Origin of the sequence: Rathayibacter sp. VKM Ac-2805 (genome assembly GCF_009834265.1) — a bacterium.
Lineage (GTDB): Bacteria > Actinomycetota > Actinomycetes > Actinomycetales > Microbacteriaceae > Rathayibacter.
Map to the genome: position 1 here is coordinate 160,931 of NZ_CP047185.1, position 16,718 is coordinate 177,648.

Consider the following 16,718-nt stretch of genomic DNA (forward strand, 5'->3'; position numbering starts at 1 on the left):
GCCGCGCAGAACCCGCAGCCGGAGGGCCGGCGCCCTCACACCACCGAGAACCCCGCGGCGAGGGGCTCCCGCCCGCTCAGCGCGAGCAGGAGCTCCTCGCCGCGTCCGGCTCGAGCGGCCAGCCCGCCGGTCAGCGCGCAGCACGCCTCGACGGCCTCGCCGGGCAGCACGTGCGGGATCCCGGTGGCCCGCGAGAGGTCGAGCGTGTGCACGACCAGCTCGAGCAGCCGGGTCCGGAGGTACTCGTCCAGCTCGATCGCGTGGCCGCCCACGGCGACGAGGCGGCCGGGACGCTGGGCGGCGACCAGCTCGACCGCGCGGCCCGCCGCCTCCGCCAGCGCCTGAGCCGGCCTGTCGCCGAGCAGCAGCCCCGCCTCGACCCCGCGCCGCGCCACCGCCGCGGGGTCGGCGACGTTCCCGGCCAGCGCGGCGTAGTAGTCGAGCGCGTCCTCGATGGTCGGCTCGGGCGGCTCCGGAGCGAGGAGGTACGCCTCGACGGTCAGCACCGCCCGCGAGGCGTGTCCCGCGAGGCCGCGGACGTCCCAGACACCGAGCCCCGGCTGCTCCCACTGGTCCTCCCGCACCTGCGCGAGCAGGCCGACGAGGGCGGCGGCGGCGGACTCGAACAGCGCGGCGGTGCTCATGGAGCCATGCTGGCACGGTGCCCCACACTGATCGCATGAGCAGTCCCCGCCGCCCCGGTCCCGTCACGCTCGTCGGCCGCTCGATCGTCCTCGAGCCGCTCGCCGTCGAGCACGTCGAGCCGCTCGGGCGGGCGATCGGGCGTCCGGAGGTGTTCGCCGGCGGCTACGGAGGAGGACCGTCCGGCCTCCCCGGCACCCCGGAGGAGTTCCGCGCCTTCGTCGACCGCTACTACCCCTGGGGCACGGGCCTGCCGTTCGCCGTGCTGCAGGAGGGACGCGTCGTCGGCACGACCTCGCTGGCCGACTTCGACGAGGCGCGCGAGGCGGCCCACCTCGGCTGGACGGCCTACGCGCCCGAGACGTGGGGCACCGTCGTGAACCCGGAGGCGAAGCGGCTGGTGCTCGGGCTCGCCTTCGACAGCGGCTACGAGCGGGTGAAGCTCCAAGCGGATGCGGTGAACGCGCGCTCGCGGGCCGCGATCCTCCGCCTCGGCGCCGTGTTCGAGGGGGTGCTCCGCCACGACCAGCGGCGGGCCGACGGCTCGTGGCGCGACACGGCCGTCCACTCGATCCTCGCGGCCGAGTGGCCGGCCGTCCGCGACGCGCTCGACCGCCGGATCGACGCGGCGCTAGCGCTCCCCGCCTCGCCCGCGCAACCGCTGACCGGGCGGCCGCCCGAGGAGTAGGAATAAGGCATGGAACGCATCCACTACGCCGGCAGCTCCGTACTGACGGGTACCGCCATCGCGCGGTCGCTGCTGGCCTACGCGGAGGCGCTGGCGCTCACCAAGGGGTCGATCACGGTCGACATCCCGATCCGCCAGGAGTCCGGCCGGCCCGGACGGGCGGCGCTGCTGATCGGACCGGCGAGCCAGCTGTTCTCGGAGTCCGAGGACGACGGAGCCGAGGAGCTGCTCGACGAGGAGCTCGTCGAGCGCTTCACCCGCGAGACGGCTCGCCTGGGTGTCTCGCACCCCGTGGCCGAGGAGGACGGCGGCGCCGGGCCCCTCTCCGCCGTCGACACCGAGATCCCGCACTTCCACGGCGAGGACGACTCCTGGTGAGCATCCGGGGCGCCGGTAGGATCGACACTCACGACTCCGCCCGATCCTTCGCGGACGGGCGACTTCCCGAACGGAGAACCGCCTGATGGGGCGACTGATCTACGACTCGACCCTCGAGGCCGACTTCGACGACCGTCTGCTGGCGCACCTGCAGATCGTGATCGGCTCGAAGCTCGCGCGCAACGAGTCCTTCTACTTCTCGTGGAAGGACTCGCAGGCGGTCGGCGACGGACGCACGTCGATCTGGCTGCACCCCGCCATCCCGTTGCGCTTCAAGTACCACGGCGGCCGTGCCCCGAACATCAACCCGGACTGGATCCGACAGCTGCTCGCCGACTCGCACACGGCGCACGGGCTGCGGATCAGCGAGGAGCCCCACGGGACCGCCCGTCAGAGCGAGGAGAGCATGCTGTGAAGCGCGTCGAGATCATCTACGGCGGAGCGCCGTTCAGCCTGAGCGAGACGTCGGCCGCGGAGGTGCGCGAGAGCATCGACCGCGCCCTGGACGGCTCCGCGTCGCGCTGGATCACGGTGAACCAGGGCGAGGGCGAGCCTCGCGAGACCTCGATCCTGATCACGCCGGGAGTGGCGTTCTCGGTCGCCGACGTCGCGCACTGAGGTCGACGCCGCGGTCACGGTGATCGCCGCCGCTCACGCCGCCGGCTCGGTCCGGGGCGCTCGCACCGCCGGCCCGCCTCGGAACGACTGCCGTCCTCAGCGCACCCGCGCCGCTCAGCCCGCCAGCACGCGGGGGAACTCCCCCGGGATCTCGCTCGCGAGGTACCCGGCCGGGCCGATCCGCGCGGAGAGGCGCGAGTCCGCCTCCGTGTGCAGGAACGCGCCCCACGCGGCCGCGCCCATCGGATCGACGCCGCGCCCGCGCAGGCCCGCCGTCGCTCCGGCGAGCACGTCGCCGCTGCCCGCGGTGGCCAGCCCGGGGTGCTCGCCCTCGATCCGCACCGCGTCGCCGTCGGGCGAGGCGATCGTGTTGAACAGGCTCACCACCGCGCCGTAGCGCTCGGCGACCGCGAGGGCGGCCCGCTCGACGTCGTCGACCTCCTCGCCGAGGAGCCGGGACGCCTCCTCCGAGTTCGGGGTCAGCAGGAGCCGGCCCGCGAGCCTCCGCGCGAGACGGCGCTGCCCGGGCAGGACTCCGAGCGGGAAGGCGTCGAGGTGCACGGCCGGCACGTCGTCGAGGAGCGGAGCGAGGGCGCGGAGGGTCGCGGCGGTCGCGCGCGGGTCGTCCAGGCCGGGTCCGATCAGGGCGACGTCGGCGGAGGAGAGCTCGCCGGCCAGGACGTCGAGCCCGCTGCCCGAGACGGAGCCGGTGCGCGTCTCCGCGAGCGGGACCACTCCGCACTCGGGTAGCGCGACTGCGGTGGCCGACGCGACCGACTCGGCGACGCAGAGCGTGATGCGCCCCGCGCCGGTCCGCAGCGCGGCGATCCCCGCGAGGATCGCGGCGCCGGGCGTCTTGCGGGCGCCGCCGACGACGACCACGTCGCCGCGGGAGTGCTTCGAGCCTCCGGGCTCCGGGAGGGGCCAGCGCTGCTCGAGCAGGGCGCGGGAGACGAGGTCACTCATGAGGGTCTCCTTCTCCGGCTGCGCGGTCGTCGTGCCGGGTGACGGGTGCGCCGGAGCGCTCGAGGTGGGACGTGCGGTTGAAGAGCTCGAGGCGCCACGCGTCGCCGTCGCGGACGAGACGCGTGACGGAGCCGTTGGCGACGGGCGTCGAGGCGCCGATGTCGAGCAGCTCGTGCTCGGAGAGGCCCTCGAGGACGTAGCGGAGGACGAGGACGACCGCGTCGTGGCAGAAGAGGATCGCCGGCCCGGGAGGCGCGGCGACGGCGAGGTGGTCGACGAAGGCGCGGACGCGGAGCGCGAGGTCCGTCCAGGCCTCGCCTCCCGGCGGCCGGTAGTAGAACTTGCCGAGCCACTCGCGCCGCGCCGCCTCCTCGGGCATCCGGGCCCGCACGCCGGCGGAGGTGAGGCGGTCGGTGACGCCGAGGTCGCGGTCGCGCAGGCGCTCGTCGGGGCGCAGCCGCAGGTCGATGCCGGCCTCGCCGAGGGCGAGGCGGGCGGTCGCGGAGGCGCGGCGGTAGGGCGACGTCCAGGCGGAGGCGGGTCGCGCCTCCTCGGCCAGCCAGCGGCCGAGCGCGCGCGCCTGGTCCTCGCCGGCGGGGGAGAGCTCGACGTCGGGGTCGCGGCGGTCGACGGCGATCTCGTGCGCCCCCGAGGCCTCGGCGGCGCTCGCCGCGATGTTGGCGAGGCTCTCGCCGTGACGGACGAGGAGGAGCTCGGTCGGGCCGGTGGAGGAGGCGGGCATGGCTCCACGCTCCGCCTCGCGGGCCGGAGGCGCCAGGGGGTTCCGCCGCGGCGACGCGGGTTGCTACGGAGGGGTTCCGCCGTCGTCAGGGCGCCTCTCCGTCGGCGCGCTCCTCCGCCGAGACCGCCGTGACGACCGCGGTGAGCGTCTCGGGGTCGCTCAGGATGCGGAAGTGCCCGCCGGTCTCGATCCGGACGTTGACCGCGCCCTCGAGCATGCTGCCCTCGGGGATGTGCGGATCGAAGAGGCCGAACACGGACGTGATCCGCGCGTTCGCTCCGGAGCGGCTCGACAGCAGCAGGGTCGTGGCGTCGCGCGGCGAGAAGGCGCGCAGGCTCCGGAGGACCAGGTAGGGCGCGTAGCGGGAGCCTCCGAACGGAGTCGCCACGGCGACCATCCGGTCGACCCGGCCGTCCGGGTCGAGCTCGGTCATCACGTACTTGCCGATCAGTCCGCCCTTGCTGTGGGCGACGATCACCACGTCGCGGAGCCCGTGCTCGGCGAGGTAGGCGGCCACGTCCTCGGCCGTCCGGGCGACCGGGCGGCCGTTGCGGCCGAGGCTCGTCAGCACGTGGAGAGGGTGCCCGCGCTCGTGCAGCGGATCGATGATCGGGCGGAGGAAGGACCAGGTCTCCCAGATCCCCGGCAGGACCACGACGGGCCGCCGGTCGCCGTCGAGGTAGTCGTCCGGGGCACGGCGCGAGAGGACGCCGCGCACCTGCCAGGCGACGGCGTAGGCGTAGTCGCGGATCCACCAGACGGCGTCGCGGACCAGGCGCCGGAGCCGACTCATGCGGCCGGCTCCGACCGGAGGGGGAGCGGGGCGGCGGGCCTCTCGCCGAGCGCGGCGGCGAAGCGGAGGATCTCGCGGGCGAGCGCTCCGGGCTCGGTGCGGGGGACGACGTGGCGCGAGCCGGCGAACTCGACGAGCCGCCCCTCGCGCGCGTGGGCCGTGAGCCGCTCGCACCAGTCCCGGGTGGCGATCGGATCGTCGCGGCCGCGGGCGACGAGGACCGGCACCTCCAGCTCGGCGACGCGCACCTGGACCGGATGCCGCAGCATCTCGGGCAGCTGGCGCAGGTACCAGCGCAGGCCGCCGCGCAGGTAGTCGGCCAGCAGGATCGCGTCGACGCCCACCGGCTCGCCGAGGCAGTCCCGCAGCAGCGCGAGCCCCTGGCGGACCGCTCCGGGCCGCTGCGGATCCACCACCGGCCCGATGAGCACCGCGCCGTCGACCAGGCCGGGCGCGCGCAGCCCCAGCTCGACCGCCACCTGCGACCCCATCGAGTGCCCGACGACGACCGCGCGCGAGACGCCCAGTCCGCGGAGGACCTGCTCGACCTGCCGCGCGTGGTCCTCGAGGCCGATCCTCCGCCGCGGGCGCGTATTCGGGCCGAAGCCGGCGAGGTCGACGCCGATCACCCGGCCGTGCCGCTTCAGGCGGGCGGCGAGCGGCGAGAAGGTGTGGTGCGACATCCCGATCCCGTGGATCAGGACGAACACCGCGCCCGCCCCGGCCGGACCGGTGTCGACCGTCCGCAGCGTGACGCCCTCGACCTCGTGTCGCACGGGGAGGACGCGGCGGGGCGGTGTCGGCAGCATCGTCCCAGGCTAGGGATCGGCGGCCGGCCGCGCGGGGGGATGCGCCCGCTCCCGCCGTGGTCTAGGCCGCATCCACCCTGGGGAGGAGCGTTCACCCCGCCGGCCGCCGGCGGTCTCCGCCGAGCGTCCCGTCGTGCCCGCTGTCAAGCGGCTCCTCCGCGGCGGCGCCCCTGCCTAGCCTCGGAGGAGGGGGCCGGCGTGCGCCGCTCCCGGAGGGATGACGCCATGCGGATCGCGATCGTCGGGGCGACCGGCAACCTGGGGACGGCCCTGCTGCGGCGCCTGCACGGCGAGGCCGGGGTGGAGGAGATCGTGGGCATCGCCCGCCGGGCCCCTCGGCTCCGCTCGGAGGAGTACCGCGACGTGCGCTGGGTCGAGATCGACCTCGCGTCGAGCGTCGCCCCGCGGCGGCTCCGCGAGGCCTTCGCCGGCGTCGACGCCGTCGTGCACCTCGCCTGGGCGCTGCAGCCCAGCCACGACGAGCCGTTCCAGCGGCTGGTCGACGTCGGAGGCACTGCGGCCGTGCTCGAGGCGGTCGCCGCCGCGGGAGTCGGCCAGGTCGCCGTCGCCTCGTCCGTGGGCGCCTACAGCGCCGCGCCGAAGTCGATCCGGGTGACCGAGGACTGGCCCACGGGCGGCCTGCACACCTCGACCTACAGCCGCCACAAGGCCGCGAACGAGCGGCAGCTCGACGCCTTCGAGGAGCGGCACCCCGAGATCGTCGTCACGCGCCTGCGCCCGGGGCTCGTCTTCCAGCGCGGAGCGGCGACCGAGATCGCCGGGCTCTTCGCCGGACCCCACTACCCGACGCGGTGGCTGAAGGCGGTCCGGATCCCGGTCCTTCCGCTGCCGAGAAGCATCGTCTTCCAGGGCGTGCACGCCGACGACGTGGCCGACGCCTTCTGGCGCGCGCTCGACCGGCGCGCCGGCGGGGCCTTCAACATCGCGGCCGAGCCGGTCCTCACTCCGGAGCGGCTGGCGCACGCCTTCGGCGCCCGCCTGGTCACGGTGCCGTTCGGGCTGCTCCGCTCCGTCGTCACCGCGACCTGGCACCTGCGCCTGCAGCGCACCGACGCGGGCTGGCTCGACATCGCGGGCAACGTCCCGGTGATGTCGACCGAGCGCGCCCGCGCCGAGCTCGGCTGGGCGCCGACCCGCACGGCCGAGGAGGCGCTCGCCGAGCTCGTGGCCGGCCTGGCCGACCGCTCGACCGTCCCGGGCTCGCCCCCGCTCCGGGGATGATCCGGCCGGTCGTCGATCGGAGGCGAGCCCTCCCGGTCAGTCGGCGACGCGGATGAGCACCTTGCCCGTCGCGCCCTGCTCGACCGCGTCGTGGGCGGCCGCGGTCTCCTCGAGCGGGAACCAGGTCAGCGGGAGGCCCGCCTCCTCGCCCACCGGGAGCGCGCCGTCGGCGAGCGCCGCGGTGATGTCCTCGGCCGCGGCCTGCAGCGCCTCCTCGCCCACGGTGTAGAGCAGCAGGCCCTGCCAGCGGGCGTTCTTCGCGAAGCTCGCGACGATCGGCACGGTGAACTCGTCGCCGTTGTTGTTCGCGTAGTACCCGATGCTGCCGTGGTTGGCGAGCACCTCGACGTCGAGCGCGGCGTTCTGAGCCGGTGCGACCTCGACCACGTGCTGGACGCCCTCGGGGGCGAGCTCGCGGATCCGGTCGGCGAGCGCGTCGTCCGGGTACTGCAGCACGTGCTGCGCACCGGCCGCACGGGCGAGCCGCTCCTTGGAGTCGCTGCTCACCGTCGCGATGACGGTCGCCCCGGCCCAGACCGCGAGCTGGATCGCGGCGTGCCCGACGGCTCCGGCGCCACCCTGGACCAGGACGGTGCGGCCGGCGAGGGCGCCGGGGGCGAGGCGTGAGGGGCCGTGCTCGTGCACGGTGAGGGCGCGGTGGGCGGTCATCGCGGGGACGCCGAGGCTCGCGGCGACGTCGGTGCCGACGCCCTCGGGCAGGCGCACGACGTGCTCGGCGGCGAGCACCGCCGACTCCTGCGCGGTACCGGTGGGGCGGCGGTGCGCGGAGAGGTACATCCAGACCCGGTCGCCGACGGCCAGGCCCTCGACGCCCTCGCCGACCGCCTCGACGACACCGGCGCCGTCCTGGTTCGGGACGACCTCGTCGAACGCGAGGTCGCCGTCGGCGCGTGCCTTCCAGTCGGTCGGATTCACGCCCGACGCCAGGACGCGGACGCGGACCTCGCCGGCGCCCGGCGCCCGCTCCTCCCGATCGACGAGGGAGAGGACGGAGGAGTCACCGGTGCGGGAGTAGACGATCGATCGCATACGGAGGGCAAGGAGCGCGGGCGGCGGTGTATTCCCGGCGGCACGACGAAGGGCGGCGGGCCCGGAGGCCCACCGCCCTGTCAGCGCCGACGGATCAGTGCTGCACGTCCTCCTGGACGGCGTGCTTGGCCTCGCGGGCCGAGTCCTTCACGTCGTCGGTGGCGGACGTGCCCGCCTCCTTGACGTTCTGCGCGGCGTCGGTCGCGGTCTCCTTGACGGAGGCGAAGGCCTGCTGCGCGGGCTCGCGGAGCTCGCTCGCCGCCTCCTTGGCCGCGTCGGTCACCTTGTCGACGACCGGCTGGGCCTGCTCCTTGACGCGGCTCGCCGCCTCCTTCTCCTTGCTGGAGGCGGGGATGAGCGAGGCGACGAGGAGTCCGGCGCCGAGGGCGATGAGCCCCACGGCGAACGGGTTGCCCTCGGCCTTGGCCTTCGCCGAGCCCGCACCGCTCGAGAGCGAGTCGGAGGCGTCGTGCGCCGAGCCCATCACCCGGTCGCGGACGGAGCCCACGGCCGACTTGACCTTGTCGGTCTGACGCTGCGCGATGGCGGACGGGCTGACCTTCTCGGCCAGCGCGTCGACGTCTCCGCCGAGCTCCAGGCGCGTGCGCTCGATGTCCGCCCGGATCTCCTCGGGTGTCTTGTTCTGTCCTGCGTCGTACGTCATCGTCCTGCCCCGTTCGGCTTGAGGGTGTCGGGAATCTTCTTGAGGGAGTCGACCGTCTCGGGAGCGCCGTCGACCTGCTTCAGGCTCTTGCGGCCCACCGCGTAGAGGATCGCGGCCACGATCGCCCAGATGACGGCCACGACCACTCCGGACCAGCCGTTGCCGATCAGAGTGCCCAAGCCCCACCAGAGGGCGATCGAGAGGAAGAGCACGGCCATCAGCGCGGCGTAGCCCGCCCCGCCGAGGAGGCCCGCTCCCTTGCCCGCCTTGCCGGCGGACTCCTTGAGCTCGGCCTTGGCGAGGGCCATCTCCTGGCGGATCAGCGTGGAGAGGTCGCGCGAGACCTCGCCGAGCAGATCGCCCAGCGACGTCGACCCGGCCCGCTGGTCGGGCGTCTCCGTCGAGCGGTGGACGCCCGTCGGGTCGGTCACAGCCGGCCGCCGTTCGGGAAGCCGCCGTCGAGCGGGTCGGCGACGGGCTCGGTCGGCGCGTAGTCGCGCTCGAGGGAGCTCGAGCCGACGGTGCCGTAGGCGGACGCGACGGGCGCGTCGTACGCGGAGGCGTCGGAGTGCGCGGTGGTCGAGGCGGGGGCGTCGAACTCGGGCCCGTCGGTGCGGGTGCTCGTCGCCTCCTTCTCGTCCTTCGCCTCGGCGGTCAGGGCGCGGATGAGGCGCCCGCCGACGAGTCCCGTCGCCGCGGCGATGAGGATGAAGGCACCCGGGCGGCGGCGGGCGAACGCGCGGACGTCGTCGAGGAGCTCGGACGGGTCGCGGTTCTCGAGCCACGAGGCCACACCCTGCACGCGGGTGGCCGCCTGGGAGACGAGCTTCGCGGCGGCGTTGTCGCTGCCGCCCTCGCCGTTGGCCAGCGCGGTCAGGTCGTCGCTGAAGGCGCGGGCGCCCTTGGCGGCGTTCTCCTTCTGGGCGTGGGCCTGCTCGGTGAGCTGGGTGCGGCTCTGGTCGTAGAGGTCCTTGACCTGGACCTTGGCCTCCTGGACCACGTTGGCGGCCTCGTCCTTGCCGGTCGAGAGCACTTCGCTCGCGGCCTGCTTGGCGTCGCCGGCGACGGCGCCGGCCTGGTCCTTGGCGGTGCCCGCGGCGGCGCTCGCCTTCTCCTTCGCGGAGTCGGCCGTGCCGCCCGAGGAGGAGCCGGAGGAGGTGTCCGTGGAGGCGACGTGCGCCCCGCTGTCGATGGGGGTCTCGGTCGCGCCGAAGTTCGCGGCGCCGTCTCCGAACGGAGGTGAAGCGGGATCGATGTTCGACATCGTCTGTCCCTTCCAGGATCGAGTGGGGAATGAATGCGTGCCGGCGTCGCCAGTCTGTTCGGGCCCTCGAGTACCGGGAAGGGCATAGCGGCTGACCCCCCGATGGGGCTACCATCCCGCGCCCACGAGGGCGGGGCCCGAGAGCCCGTGGATCGACTGCTCCGCCGCCGCGTCAAGCCCCTTCTGACCCGCGAACGGGGCTCCCTACCGTCGAGAGGACAGACATCGGACGTCCGCACCCGGATCCGCCCGGCTACCCCGGAAAGGCAACCAGTCATGTTCTTCCACCGTCAGGAACTCCAGTTCACGTCCACGCCCTCGAAGCCCGACGCGGTCTTCGCCCGTCGCTTCCAGGAGGTGCTCGGCGGCCAGGAGGACCTGCCCGTGCCCTCGAACTTCCCGATCTCGAAGGAGGAGCGCTCCGTGTCGTACGAGTACATCAACTTCTCGGACGGAGCAGCGGCCTCCGAGGGCAGCTGGGCCTCGGGCCCGACCCCGGACGGCAAGGGAGAGTTCAGCTACCGCGTCGCGGAGCCCGGCGGCAACGTCCCGATGCCCCCGCCCACGCAGCCGGACGAGCGCCTCTACGGCACCGACCCGAAGCCGAACATCGTCGAGAAGGCAGTGGGGGCCGTCAAGGACGCGGTGACGGGCAAGTGAGCGCCGCACGGGTCCTCGGGGCGCTCGGCGCCTCCGCCCTGACGATCGGCCTGCTGGCCGGCTGCACCGGCGACGCCCAGACGCCGTACCAGTCGGGGAGCGCGGTGCCCACCAGCGCCGACGACGGATCGTCGCAGACGCCCACGAACGCGCCCTCGCAGTCCGCTCCGTCCGAGTCCGCCACCCCGGCGACCTGATCCCGCGCCCTCGGCCGGCCGGCCCCGGTCGAGGGCGCGAATCATCGCAGTCCAGCGGGCACCCGGGCAAGCCCCTTCCCGCTCCCAGGAAGCGGGCAGTTCCCGGTCCTACGGTCGTGCCAACGATCAGCGAAGGAGGCACCACCATGGGGCTCGATGACAAGATCAAGAACGCCGCTCAGGACATCGCCGGCAAGGCGAAGGAAGCCCTGGGCGACCACAAGAACGACGACAGCCTGAAGGCCGAAGGCCAGAAGGACCAGGCCGCGGCCTCGGCCAAGAAGGCCGGCGAGGACGTCAAGGACGTCTTCAAGTAGGTCTCGGCAGTACCGCGAAGGCGGCGCTCCCCTCGGGGGGCGCCGCCTTCGCTGTTCCCCGGCTAGGGGTGCAGGACGACCTTGATGCAGCCGTCCTCCTTCTTCTGGAAGGTCTCGTAGAGGGCCGGAGCGTCCTCGAGCGGCGCCCGGTGGGTCACGAGGTCCATCACGCCGAGCGGATCGGAGGAGTCCTCCACCAGCGGCAGCAGATCGTCGATCCAGCGCTTCACGTTGCACTGGCCCATCCGCACCGTCACCTGCTTGTCGAACATCGACTTCAGCGGCATCGGGTCGGCCTCTCCGCCGTAGACCCCGCTCAGCGAGACGGTGCCGCCGCGGCGGACCAGGTCGAGGGACGCGTGCACCGCGGCGAGGCGGTCGACGCCGACCGTGTCCATCGCCTTGCGGGCGATCGGGTCGGGCAGGAGCCCCGCCATCGACTGAGCGAACGAGCCGACCGGCGAGCCGTGCGCCTCCATGCCGACCGCGTCGACGACGGAGTCGGGGCCGCGCCCGTCCGTGAGGTCGCGCAGCTGCGCGGCGATGTCATCGGACAGGTCGAACGTCTCCACGCCGTACCGCTCGGCCATCGCGCGCCGCTCGGCGACGGGCTCCACGGCGAGGACGCGGTAGCCGCGGTGGGCGCCGATCCGCGCCGCGAACTGGCCGACCGGGCCGAGTCCGAAGACGACCAGGGTCCCGCCGTCGGGCACCTGCGCGTACTCCACGCCCTGCCACGCGGTGGGCACGATGTCGCTGAGGAAGAGGTAGCGCTCGTCCGGCAGGTCCGTGCCGACGACGATCGTGTTGTAGTCGGCCAGCGGCACGCGGAGCAGCTCGGCCTGCCCTCCGGGGACCTGGCCGTACATCTTCGTGTAGCCGAAGAGCGCCGCTCCCGAGCCGTACTCGGTGACCTGCGTCGTCTCGCACTGCGACTGCAGCCCTCGGCGGCACATGAAGCACTCGCCGCAGGCGATGTTGAAGGGCACGACGACGCGGTCGCCGGGCTTCAGGGTGGTGACTCCGGAGCCCACCTCCTCGACGACGCCCATCGGCTCGTGGCCGAGCACGTCCCCGCGGTCGATGTAGGGCCCGAGGAGGCGGTAGAGGTGCAGGTCGGAGCCGCAGATCGCGGTCGAGGTGATCCGGACGATCGCGTCGGTCGGCTGCTGGATGCGGGGGTCGGGGACGGTCTCGACCGAGACCTTCTCGATGCCCTGCCAGGTGAGTGCTCGCATGCTTGTGTCCGTTCTCCGGCTCGCGCCGGTCGGGGTCGGTGTCCCTCCACCGCACACCCGGAGGGCGCCGAGGGGGAGGGGCTTGACGCTCCCCGGAGCGCTTCCGAGGGGGATTCCCGGGAGAACGCACGGACGTGCATCCCGCGTTCACCCGACTCACGGCGGCCGAGTGGTGGGATGGGGGGATGGATGCTCTCTACACCGCCATCGCCCACGCCTCCGGTGGAGGACGCGACGGCCACGTCCGCACCGAGGACGACCGTCTCGACCTCGACACCCGCGCCCCGCAGGAGCTCGGCGGCTCCGGCGAGGGGACCAACCCCGAGCAGCTGTTCGCGGCCGGCTACTCCGCCTGCTTCCTCAGCGCCCTGCACGGAGCCGGTCGCCAGCTGAAGATCGACACGACCGACGCGGCCGTCTCGGCCAGCGTCTCGATCGGGAAGAACGACTCCGACGGCTTCGGCCTCTCGGTCGAGCTCGACGTCTACGTGCCGAAGGCGAGCTCCGAGGACGCGCAGAAGGTGGCCGATGCGGCGCACCAGCTCTGCCCGTACTCCAACGCCACCCGCGGCAACATCCCCGTGCAGATCAACCTGGTCGACTGACCGGGCCCTCTCGACGGCCCCTCCCGGACTCCGGGCAGGGGCCGTCGTCGTGTCCGGGGGCGGTCCGTTAGGGTCGGGGCATGACCGAGGAGCTGTCGCACGAGGAGCCGTCGCACGAGGAGTCCCTGGCGCGGGCCGAGCTCGTGCAGATCCGTCAGAGCATCGACAACATCGACGCGGCGCTGATCCACCTGCTCGCCGAGCGCTTCAAGTTCACGCAGAAGGTCGGCCGGCTGAAGGCCGCGCACGGGCTGCCCGCCGCGGACCTCGAGCGCGAGGCCCGCCAGATCGCGCGGCTGCGGGCGCTCGCCGAGGAGTCGCACCTCGACCCGGCGTTCGCCGAGAAGTTCCTCGGGTTCATCGTCGCCGAGGTCATCCACCACCACCAGCGCATCGCCGACGGCGCCGAGGACTGAGGCTCAGCCCTCGATCCGCAGCAGCCCCGCCGTGCGCTCGCGCAGCACGCCGAGCAGCAGCGGGTAGTCGGGGAAGAGCTGGTCGCGCCGCAGCGTCGGCACCCGCAGCCCGAGGGGGACCTCCGTGATGCGGCCGTTCGTCTCGGTGAGGGTCAGGCGGAGGCTATGGCTCCCCGTCGGGCTCGAGGCGACGACCGAGCGCAGGGCCTCGAGCGGGAAGATCAGCCCGTCGATCTGGATGGCCGACTCCGACACCACGATCGAGCCCGGCAGCCCGGGCCGCAGCGCCAGCCGCGCGGCGACCAGCCCGAGCGGGAGGGAGAGCGCCACGACGACCGCCCCCAGCGCGATCTGCGCGCGGTCGCCCGACGGGGATCCCGCGAGGGCGACGGCCAGGACGCCGGCGGCGAACGCCTCCGTGGCGACGACGACCAGGGCGACCGCCCGGCGCTGGAGCGGAGCGCGGTGCGGCCGGAAGCGGACGGCCGAGGCGGGCCCGGCCAGAGCGGGCTGCAGGGCGTCGCGGACGCGGGCGGCGGCGCCGAGGTCGGCGAGCAGGGCGGCGAGGTCCTCCGGGCGGAAGTGCGCGCAGCGGACCTCGACTCCGTCGCCGCGGCACCAGGCGACGAAGCCGTCGCCGTCGGCGGACTCGAGGAAGCGGACCGACCGGCGGGGCCACTGCTCGCGGCGGCGACGGCCGCGCATCAGCACGACCTGCGTCTCGGTCGTCATCACGCGGGTGGGGGAGACGACGAAGAGCGAGACCGCCGAGGCCAGTCCGATGACGACGGTGAGGGCGAGGAGGCCGAGCGCGAGCACCGACTCGTCGAGGACCCCGCGGCGGTCCGCGAGGACGGCGAACGGGATGAGCACGGCCGCGAGGCCGGCGCCGAGGAGCCGCAGGAGGAGGGCGCGGAGGCGCCGCAGGACCGATGGGCCGTACACCCGTCGCGTCCGGATCGCCATCGGTTCCGACTCCATCGCGTCAGGCTAGCCCCGGCCGGGATCGGTCGCCCGGAGAGGCGCGTCGGTGGCGCGATCCTCGCGCCACCCGTCCCCGGTTCGGGGGAGGAGTGGCGCGAGGCGCGGCCTACGCCTCCGCGGTGCGGTGCAGGGCGCGGACCGAGACGACCCGGCGACGGGCGATCGCGGCGACGGTGAGCAGCAGCCCGAACAGCAGCCAGATCACCAGGCCGACGACGGCGCCGGCCGTGCCGTCGGTGCCCTCGACCACTCCGGACAGCGCGTTCTGCGCCGCCGAGAGCGGCAGGAACCCGAGCACGTCGTCGAACAGCCCGGGGACCGTCGAGATGATGCCCGCGCCGAGCGCGATCACCGCCGCGACCATCGCGAGGAAGCGGCCGATCCCTCCGAGCAGGGCGACCAGCCCCTGGTTCACCGCGGCGAACGAGGCGCCGGTGAGCATCGCCAGAAGGGCGAAGCCGACCCAGCGGCCCGGCTCCAGGCCCGCGACCCCGCTCATCACGATCGCGACCGCGAGTCCCTGCACCACGCCGATCACGAGCGCCGGCACGTAGGAGGAGAGGGCGAGCGCGGCGGAGGAGCGGGTCGAGGAGAGCGCGCGGTGCGAGAACGCCGCGAGCACCAGGAACGTCGCGAGGGCGCCCAGCCAGAGGGCGATCGTCGCGAAGAACGGGACGCTGGAGGCTCCGAACAGGTCGGTCGCGCTGCTCGCGTTCTCGACCGGGTCCGAGACGACGTCGGCGAGGTTCGTCGACTCCGACTCGGTGTAGGTCGGGAGCTGCGCGACGGCGGCGTCGAGGCCGGTGGCGAGCGTGCGGGTGCCGTCGGCGAGCTGCACGGCGCCGTCCGAGACCCCGCTCGCGCCGTCGGCGAGCTGGTCGGCTCCGTCGGCGGCGGAGGAGGCTCCCGTCGCGAGGTCGGCGGCGCCGCCCGCGGCGGTGGTGGCGCCGGTCGCGAGGTCGCGGGCGCCGGCCGCGGCGGTGGTGGCGCCGGTCGCGAGCTGCGCGGACCCGGCCGCCGTGGTGTCGAGGCCGTCGGCGAGCTGGGAGGCTCCGCCCGCGGCGTCGTCCGCGCCGTCGGCGAGCTGCGTCAGGCCGCCGGACAGCTGTCCGATGCCTCCCGAGAGAGTGCGCGCGCCGGTGGCGGACTGCCCGACCGCGTCGATCAGCGAGGGCTGCCCGTCGCCGCCGAGGCGGATGCCCGCGTCGATCCCGGCGACGGCTCCCGCGGTCGTCGTGGCGAGGGTGGTCGCGCCGGTGGGTCCGTCGGCCGAGGCGATGACGGCGCGCGCGGCGAGGCACTGCGTCGTCTCGCAGCCCTCGAGCGCGGCGCTGAGCGCCTCGAAGGTCCCCGCGGTGGCGGCGGCGGCGCCGGCGCTGAGGGCGGCGACCTGCTGGGTCCCGTCGCCGGTCCTCACCACTCCCTCCCTCAGCTGGTCGAGCCCGTCGGCCAGGTCGGAGGCGCCGCCCTGCAGCGCGGTCGCCCCGGTCGCCGAGTCTCGGGCGCCCGTCGCGAGCTGTCCCACTCCGCCGGAGAGGCCGCGCGCACCGGTGGCCAGCTGCGCGACTCCGCCGGAGAGGTCGGAGGCTCCGGTGCCCAGCTGCCCCACGCCGTCGGCGAGGGACGAGGCTCCGGTGCCGATCTGCCCGACGCCGTCCGAGAGCGAGGAGGCGCCGGAGGCGAGCTCATCGATCCCGTCGGCGAGGCTGCTGGTGCCGTCGGCGAGGGTGGAGGCGCCGGTGCCGAGCTGGTCGGCGCCGTCGGCGAGCGTGCCCGCGCCCTCGGCCGCCTGGCCGATCTGCTCGTTGAGGGTGTTGAAGCCGACGTAGACGTTCTCGAGGTAGGCCGTGGTCAGCTGCGTGTTGAGCAGCGAGGTGGCGGTGCTGGTCACCGTGGCCGAGATGGCGTCGTCGACGAGCTTGGCCTTCTCGCTGGTGGCGATGTCGATGGTCGCCTTCGTCGCCTCCGCGGCGTCGCCCGAGTACGAGGTGGCGGCGGCGGAGAAGGAGGAGGGGATCGTCACGACGGTCGCGTAGCTGCCGTCGGCGAGGCCCTTCGCGGCGTCGTCCTTGTCCGTGAGGACCCAGGTGAAGTTGCCCGTCGAGTCCGAGCCGGAGACGTTGGGCACCGGGGTCGTGCTCGCGGACGGCGTCGCGCTCGCCGAGGGGGTGGAGGAGGGGGCGTCCGAGCTCGCGGAGTCGGTGCCGCCCGTCACCAGGCCGGCCGCGAGCTGGCGCCCGAGCGGCACCGTCTGCCCGTTGATCTCGACCGGGGTGTCCTCGTTGACCACGGCGGCCGTGATCGTGTCGAGGCGCTCGGTCGGGTTCCAGAGCGCCCACACCAGGAGGCCGCCGATGACGAGGGGGACCAGGACGATCCCGAGAAGGGTCAGCCAGGACACCTTCTTGACGCCGCGGGGGCGTTCGAGGGAGAGGAGAGCCATCT

The 16,718-nt window shown here is 74.2% G+C and carries 21 protein-coding genes and 1 pseudogene; 10 read left to right on the plus strand and 12 right to left on the minus strand.

Going from position 1 to position 16,718, the window contains the following annotated elements; all coding sequences use genetic code 11:
• Window positions 1-35: 35 nt before the first annotated feature.
• The gene (locus GSU40_RS00720) at window positions 36-644 is read right to left on the minus strand and encodes a maleylpyruvate isomerase N-terminal domain-containing protein (RefSeq protein ID WP_104282712.1); all 609 of its coding nucleotides are present in this window, start codon (window positions 642-644) and stop codon (window positions 36-38) included.
• A gap of 35 nt (window positions 645-679) precedes the next feature.
• Between GSU40_RS00720 and GSU40_RS00725 the strand changes: the two genes are divergently transcribed.
• The 4 genes from GSU40_RS00725 to GSU40_RS00740 all read left to right on the plus strand — a co-directional run bounded on the left by GSU40_RS00725 (window position 680) and on the right by GSU40_RS00740 (window position 2,326).
• Window positions 680-1,330: a GNAT family protein gene (locus tag GSU40_RS00725; RefSeq protein WP_160033105.1), complete on the plus strand. Its 651-nt coding sequence runs from the start codon at window positions 680-682 to the stop codon at window positions 1,328-1,330.
• Window positions 1,331-1,339: 9 nt separating this feature from the next.
• Window positions 1,340-1,708, plus strand: a complete 369-nt coding sequence (locus tag GSU40_RS00730; RefSeq protein WP_104222777.1) for a hypothetical protein — start codon at window positions 1,340-1,342, stop codon at window positions 1,706-1,708.
• 85 nt (window positions 1,709-1,793) lie between these two features.
• Complete coding sequence (locus GSU40_RS00735) at window positions 1,794-2,123, plus strand: ATP-dependent DNA ligase (RefSeq protein ID WP_104222776.1); 330 nt, start codon at window positions 1,794-1,796, stop codon at window positions 2,121-2,123.
• Window positions 2,120-2,326 carry a hypothetical protein gene (locus GSU40_RS00740; protein ID WP_104222775.1) on the plus strand — a complete coding sequence of 69 codons (207 nt, stop codon included), beginning with the start codon at window positions 2,120-2,122 and terminating at the stop codon, window positions 2,324-2,326. Before GSU40_RS00735 ends, GSU40_RS00740 begins: the two co-directional genes overlap by 4 nt.
• 114 nt (window positions 2,327-2,440) lie before the next feature.
• Here the strand turns inward: GSU40_RS00740 and GSU40_RS00745 are convergent, their stop codons facing one another.
• The 4 genes from GSU40_RS00745 to GSU40_RS00760 form a co-directional block, all read right to left on the minus strand.
• Entirely contained in the window at window positions 2,441-3,292 is an 852-nt protein-coding gene (locus GSU40_RS00745) for an NAD(P)H-hydrate dehydratase (RefSeq protein WP_160033107.1), read from the minus strand.
• Window positions 3,285-4,034 carry a histidine phosphatase family protein gene (locus GSU40_RS00750; RefSeq protein ID WP_160033109.1) on the minus strand — a complete coding sequence of 250 codons (750 nt, stop codon included), beginning with the start codon at window positions 4,032-4,034 and terminating at the stop codon, window positions 3,285-3,287. The genes GSU40_RS00745 and GSU40_RS00750 overlap by 8 nt, the downstream gene beginning before the upstream one ends.
• Window positions 4,035-4,119: 85 nt before the next feature.
• Window positions 4,120-4,827, minus strand: coding sequence for an alpha/beta hydrolase (locus tag GSU40_RS00755; RefSeq protein WP_104239324.1), 708 nt, complete (start codon window positions 4,825-4,827; stop codon window positions 4,120-4,122).
• Entirely contained in the window at window positions 4,824-5,636 is an 813-nt protein-coding gene (locus GSU40_RS00760) for an alpha/beta hydrolase (protein ID WP_160033111.1), read from the minus strand. The genes GSU40_RS00755 and GSU40_RS00760 overlap by 4 nt, the downstream gene beginning before the upstream one ends.
• Window positions 5,637-5,861: 225 nt before the next feature.
• Here GSU40_RS00760 and GSU40_RS00765 point away from each other — a divergent pair, with 225 nt between their 5' ends.
• Window positions 5,862-6,878 carry an NAD-dependent epimerase/dehydratase family protein gene (locus tag GSU40_RS00765; RefSeq protein WP_104222770.1) on the plus strand — a complete coding sequence of 339 codons (1,017 nt, stop codon included), beginning with the start codon at window positions 5,862-5,864 and terminating at the stop codon, window positions 6,876-6,878.
• Window positions 6,879-6,914: 36 nt separating this feature from the next.
• Here GSU40_RS00765 and GSU40_RS00770 read toward each other — a convergent pair whose 3' ends face one another.
• The 4 genes from GSU40_RS00770 to GSU40_RS16990 all read right to left on the minus strand — a co-directional run bounded on the left by GSU40_RS00770 (window position 6,915) and on the right by GSU40_RS16990 (window position 9,856).
• A complete protein-coding gene (locus tag GSU40_RS00770) occupies window positions 6,915-7,928 on the minus strand; it encodes an NADPH:quinone reductase (protein WP_104250667.1) in 1,014 nt (337 codons plus the stop codon).
• A 94-nt stretch (window positions 7,929-8,022) separates the two neighbouring features.
• Complete coding sequence (locus GSU40_RS00775) at window positions 8,023-8,592, minus strand: DUF3618 domain-containing protein (protein WP_104222768.1); 570 nt, start codon at window positions 8,590-8,592, stop codon at window positions 8,023-8,025.
• The gene (locus GSU40_RS16985) at window positions 8,589-9,023 is read right to left on the minus strand and encodes a phage holin family protein (RefSeq protein WP_104222767.1); all 435 of its coding nucleotides are present in this window, start codon (window positions 9,021-9,023) and stop codon (window positions 8,589-8,591) included. The genes GSU40_RS00775 and GSU40_RS16985 overlap by 4 nt, the downstream gene beginning before the upstream one ends.
• Window positions 9,020-9,856 carry a hypothetical protein gene (locus tag GSU40_RS16990; protein ID WP_104297354.1) on the minus strand — a complete coding sequence of 279 codons (837 nt, stop codon included), beginning with the start codon at window positions 9,854-9,856 and terminating at the stop codon, window positions 9,020-9,022. Before GSU40_RS16990 ends, GSU40_RS16985 begins: the two co-directional genes overlap by 4 nt.
• 372 nt (window positions 9,857-10,228) lie before the next feature.
• Here GSU40_RS16990 and GSU40_RS17000 point away from each other — a divergent pair.
• From GSU40_RS17000 to GSU40_RS00800, 3 genes and pseudogenes are all read left to right on the plus strand, one after another.
• A pseudogene (locus tag GSU40_RS17000) lies at window positions 10,229-10,516 on the plus strand (manganese catalase family protein); the annotation flags it as partial.
• Window positions 10,513-10,713 carry a hypothetical protein gene (locus GSU40_RS00795; protein WP_104222764.1) on the plus strand — a complete coding sequence of 67 codons (201 nt, stop codon included), beginning with the start codon at window positions 10,513-10,515 and terminating at the stop codon, window positions 10,711-10,713. The pseudogene GSU40_RS17000 and the gene GSU40_RS00795, both read left to right, overlap by 4 nt.
• Before the next feature lie 146 nt (window positions 10,714-10,859).
• Window positions 10,860-11,030, plus strand: coding sequence for a CsbD family protein (locus tag GSU40_RS00800; RefSeq protein WP_104222763.1), 171 nt, complete (start codon window positions 10,860-10,862; stop codon window positions 11,028-11,030).
• 62 nt (window positions 11,031-11,092) lie between these two features.
• Here the strand turns inward: GSU40_RS00800 and GSU40_RS00805 are convergent, their stop codons facing one another.
• Window positions 11,093-12,268 carry a zinc-dependent alcohol dehydrogenase gene (locus tag GSU40_RS00805; RefSeq protein WP_104247475.1) on the minus strand — a complete coding sequence of 392 codons (1,176 nt, stop codon included), beginning with the start codon at window positions 12,266-12,268 and terminating at the stop codon, window positions 11,093-11,095.
• 185 nt (window positions 12,269-12,453) lie between these two features.
• Here GSU40_RS00805 and GSU40_RS00810 point away from each other — a divergent pair, with 185 nt between their 5' ends.
• The gene (locus GSU40_RS00810) at window positions 12,454-12,873 is read left to right on the plus strand and encodes an organic hydroperoxide resistance protein (RefSeq protein WP_104222761.1); all 420 of its coding nucleotides are present in this window, start codon (window positions 12,454-12,456) and stop codon (window positions 12,871-12,873) included.
• An 80-nt stretch (window positions 12,874-12,953) separates the two neighbouring features.
• Entirely contained in the window at window positions 12,954-13,289 is a 336-nt protein-coding gene (locus GSU40_RS00815) for a chorismate mutase (protein WP_104222760.1), read from the plus strand.
• Between the two features lie 3 nt (window positions 13,290-13,292).
• On the opposite strand, the gene GSU40_RS00820 is transcribed toward GSU40_RS00815, so the two are convergent.
• Complete coding sequence (locus GSU40_RS00820; RefSeq protein ID WP_160033115.1) at window positions 13,293-14,270, minus strand: hypothetical protein; 978 nt, start codon at window positions 14,268-14,270, stop codon at window positions 13,293-13,295.
• A 109-nt stretch (window positions 14,271-14,379) separates the two neighbouring features.
• Complete coding sequence (locus tag GSU40_RS00825; RefSeq protein ID WP_104247474.1) at window positions 14,380-16,716, minus strand: YhgE/Pip domain-containing protein; 2,337 nt, start codon at window positions 16,714-16,716, stop codon at window positions 14,380-14,382.
• Window positions 16,717-16,718 lie beyond the last annotated feature (2 nt).

What these genes read in the sequence shown, in the direction of transcription:
- GSU40_RS00765 (WP_104222770.1), top strand. Translation starts at nt 5,862, where the DNA reads ATGCGGATCGCGATCGTCGGGGCGACCGGCAACCTGGGGACGGCCCTG.
- GSU40_RS00760 (WP_160033111.1), bottom strand. Translation starts at nt 5,636, where the DNA reads ATGCTGCCGACACCGCCCCGCCGCGTCCTCCCCGTGCGACACGAGGTC.
- GSU40_RS00745 (WP_160033107.1), bottom strand. Translation starts at nt 3,292, where the DNA reads ATGAGTGACCTCGTCTCCCGCGCCCTGCTCGAGCAGCGCTGGCCCCTC.
- GSU40_RS00725 (WP_160033105.1), top strand. Translation starts at nt 680, where the DNA reads ATGAGCAGTCCCCGCCGCCCCGGTCCCGTCACGCTCGTCGGCCGCTCG.
- GSU40_RS00770 (WP_104250667.1), bottom strand. Translation starts at nt 7,928, where the DNA reads ATGCGATCGATCGTCTACTCCCGCACCGGTGACTCCTCCGTCCTCTCC.
- GSU40_RS00775 (WP_104222768.1), bottom strand. Translation starts at nt 8,592, where the DNA reads ATGACGTACGACGCAGGACAGAACAAGACACCCGAGGAGATCCGGGCG.
- GSU40_RS00825 (WP_104247474.1), bottom strand. Translation starts at nt 16,716, where the DNA reads ATGGCTCTCCTCTCCCTCGAACGCCCCCGCGGCGTCAAGAAGGTGTCC.
- GSU40_RS00735 (WP_104222776.1), top strand. Translation starts at nt 1,794, where the DNA reads ATGGGGCGACTGATCTACGACTCGACCCTCGAGGCCGACTTCGACGAC.
- GSU40_RS00730 (WP_104222777.1), top strand. Translation starts at nt 1,340, where the DNA reads ATGGAACGCATCCACTACGCCGGCAGCTCCGTACTGACGGGTACCGCC.
- GSU40_RS00810 (WP_104222761.1), top strand. Translation starts at nt 12,454, where the DNA reads ATGGATGCTCTCTACACCGCCATCGCCCACGCCTCCGGTGGAGGACGC.
- GSU40_RS00805 (WP_104247475.1), bottom strand. Translation starts at nt 12,268, where the DNA reads ATGCGAGCACTCACCTGGCAGGGCATCGAGAAGGTCTCGGTCGAGACC.
- GSU40_RS00815 (WP_104222760.1), top strand. Translation starts at nt 12,954, where the DNA reads ATGACCGAGGAGCTGTCGCACGAGGAGCCGTCGCACGAGGAGTCCCTG.
- GSU40_RS00720 (WP_104282712.1), bottom strand. Translation starts at nt 644, where the DNA reads ATGAGCACCGCCGCGCTGTTCGAGTCCGCCGCCGCCGCCCTCGTCGGC.
- GSU40_RS00800 (WP_104222763.1), top strand. Translation starts at nt 10,860, where the DNA reads ATGGGGCTCGATGACAAGATCAAGAACGCCGCTCAGGACATCGCCGGC.
- GSU40_RS00820 (WP_160033115.1), bottom strand. Translation starts at nt 14,270, where the DNA reads ATGGAGTCGGAACCGATGGCGATCCGGACGCGACGGGTGTACGGCCCA.
- GSU40_RS00755 (WP_104239324.1), bottom strand. Translation starts at nt 4,827, where the DNA reads ATGAGTCGGCTCCGGCGCCTGGTCCGCGACGCCGTCTGGTGGATCCGC.
- GSU40_RS16990 (WP_104297354.1), bottom strand. Translation starts at nt 9,856, where the DNA reads ATGTCGAACATCGATCCCGCTTCACCTCCGTTCGGAGACGGCGCCGCG.
- GSU40_RS00750 (WP_160033109.1), bottom strand. Translation starts at nt 4,034, where the DNA reads ATGCCCGCCTCCTCCACCGGCCCGACCGAGCTCCTCCTCGTCCGTCAC.